This is a genomic window from Deltaproteobacteria bacterium (genome assembly GCA_016874775.1).
Taxonomy (GTDB): Bacteria; Desulfobacterota; Binatia; order Bin18; family Bin18; genus VGTJ01.
The window spans coordinates 1-2,737 of sequence record VGTJ01000336.1 but is presented as its reverse complement, the minus strand read 5'-3'; the positions used below and the strand labels follow the sequence as shown (position 1 = coordinate 2,737).

Genomic DNA, 2,737 nt, shown 5'->3' with positions numbered 1-2,737 from the left:
AAGGCCTACAGGTCTCCGACGATGAGTTTCAAGCGCTCAATATCAAACCCGGTAAGTTTCATGGCGATTGGAACTATACGCTTCTTCCTCGCTCTTAATCGGTAACTTAATTCTTGCCCATGCCTTACTGGGAGGGGAGATGGAGGTTGCGCAAGAGCCGTCACAGGAAGGAACCGTGTGGTTTACTGTAACCCTGGAGAGACAACCACCGAAAGCCCTTGCTGCGCCACCGCCACGAGCACATTTGCACGATGTGCGAGTGCTTATCGTTGGCGATCAACAAATGACATTGCACGAACAACTCGTGAGCTGGGGGATGGCGAGCCATAGTGTTGCCGACCCTGAGTATGCCAAACAAATGTTGAGTGTCGCAGCGGAAGTTGAATCTCCCTATGATTTGGTGTTGATCAATTGGGCAACAGTGGACCACGACGTGCTCTCTTTTGTGGCAACGCTGCGCGACAACCCAACGCTCGCTGCCCTCCGGATTATCTTACTAACGGCAACCGGCAAGAAAGGTGACGCGCAACGGGCACGTCAAGCAGGGATCGACGCGTATTTACCCAAACCGGTGCCACAGTCATTACTGTTTGAGTGTCTCGCCACCGTCATGAACCAGCCACCGAAAACAGTCGCACCCAATTCATCTCTTGTGACACGCTATACGTTAAGTGAAGCACGCGCCCGGAAGCGACCTCGGGTGCTCGTGATTGATAGCGCTCCGGAAGGGCAAAAACTCGCGGCGCGGCTCCTCACACAAAGCGGCTATCGCGTCGACATTGCGACCGACGGCCATGAGGGGGTCGAAGCCCATGCCAACATTTCTTACGTCGCGGTGTTGATTGCCCACAATCTGTCTGGCATGAGCGGGATTGTCAGCGCAGCGGAAATCCGCCAGCGCGACCGTGAAGAGCAAACGTACACCCCTCTCATCGGATTGCTCGGAGACGATGGAACAACCTATGAGCAATGCTTAGAGGCTGGGATGGATGACGCCCTCGTCAAGCCACTGACCGCTCCTGACCTGATGGCCGCTCTCGAACGCCATACCAGTCGGACCTCCCCTATTGGAGATGCTGAAGTCGCATCGTCTGCACTTGCTGACGACATCGGCTTCGACGTGAGCGCAGCCTTAGCTCGTGTCGATGGAGACCAACAATTCCTCAACGAAATTATTTCTATCTTTTTACAAGAATGCCCCAAACATCTTGAGAGCATGCGAACAGCCTTGACTCATCAGGATTCACATGCCCTCACCTTCGCGGCCAATTCGCTCAGAGGATCTCTCAGCAACTTTGCCGCAGCGCCAGCCGCATCGGCAGCATTACGCTTGGAGAATCTCAGCAGACAAGGAGAACTATCCGCAGCGCACGCGGCACTCAATCAGCTCGAAGAAGCGATCACGCAACTGACACCAATGTTGCATAGCTTCGTGATGGAAAACGCTGCCTGATTGCCTACTCGAACAATATACGTGCGGGATCGGAGTTGGGGTAGCGTGCGCTGTGCGCACGCCATAAGCATTAAGCGAAGCACTAACCATATGAAATGATAGGGGAAGGCGTAGTCTCCGGTTCGGGGTACGATGGCATGAGGATGTCATCGACGAGCGAACGAGAGGAGACTGCGATGGCCAAGCCGTGGCTCAGCACCGTGGAGAAGCTAACAGAGTTTTTTTCAACCGACCAGATTGAAGCCAGTGCGCGGCGCACCAAGTTCGTGCAGCGCGCGTCTAAGATTACCGGCAAGCTGTTTGTAGCCTTGATCACCTTGGGACGCTGGAGTACCGCGAAGACGACGGTGGCGCAACTGGCCGCTAAAGCGGGGCAACTGGACGACCCGGTGGACATAACACCCGAAGCGCTGCAGCAACGGATGACGGCGCGGGCGGTGGCCTTTTTGCAGGAGTTGGTGCAGACCGCGTTTACCAAGCTCCATACCGGCGACACGATTTGTGAGGACGGGATCTTTGCGCCGTTTCCGCGTGTCCATATCGCCGACAGTACGGGCTTTGGGTTGCCGGAGAGTCTGGCCAAGGAATTTCCTGGAGCAGGCGGCAGTGGCAGCAAAGCGGGGGCAAAGATTCAACTGGTCTGGGACTACAAGAGCCATACCTTCGATCACTTCGCGCTCCTCCCGTGGAATGTTCCCGATAACAAGTATGTGGATACGGTAGTGGAGTTGGCCCGCGCAGGCGCGTTGTTTCTGTTTGATTTGGGCTACTTCAAACTCGCGGCGTTTGCCACGATTGCTGCGGCCCGGGCCTATTTCCTCAGTCGGCTCAATCATCAGACGACGGTACGGGAGATCAGGGATGGGCGCCAGCAGGCATTGGATTTGGCGCAGTGGCTCGCGCACGAAACCCCGTCAGTGATCGAGAAAGCCGTGGCGCTGGGGGCCTACGAGCGGGTCCCCGCCCGCCTGATCGCCATGCGCATGCCCGAAGCGATCGCGAATGAACGGCGGCGGCAAGCGTATGCCGTCGCCAAGCAGCGCGGGTACACACCTTCCCAGGCGTATCTCACGCTGCTGGCGTGGAATCTCTTCATTACCAATGTCCCTGCTACCGTTTGGTCCGCCCCGACCGTGGGGCTCGCGTATTCTTTACGTTGGCAAGTGGGCGTGTCCAGCCAAGGTTCTCTCACCCAGTCGGTGCAAGTCCGACCGAGGCCAACAGACTCAAGCCTCGTAGCACGGGAGGCGCCGGGGCGCGAAAGCAAGCCGGTGAAGCCCTCCG

At 57.0% G+C, this 2,737-nt stretch carries 2 protein-coding genes; both read left to right on the top strand.

The features are described 5' to 3' along the window. Positions 1-139 precede the first annotated feature (139 nt). On the top strand, positions 140-1,453 hold the full coding sequence (locus FJ147_28205; protein ID MBM4259766.1) for a response regulator: 1,314 nt from the start codon (positions 140-142) through the stop codon (positions 1,451-1,453). A 95-nt stretch (positions 1,454-1,548) separates the two neighbouring features. After that, positions 1,549-2,737, top strand: a 1,189-nt coding sequence (locus FJ147_28200) for an IS4 family transposase (GenBank protein ID MBM4259765.1), incomplete at its 3' end; no start/stop codon positions are given.

What these genes read in the sequence shown, in the direction of transcription:
- FJ147_28205 (MBM4259766.1), top strand. Translation starts at nt 140, where the DNA reads ATGGAGGTTGCGCAAGAGCCGTCACAGGAAGGAACCGTGTGGTTTACT.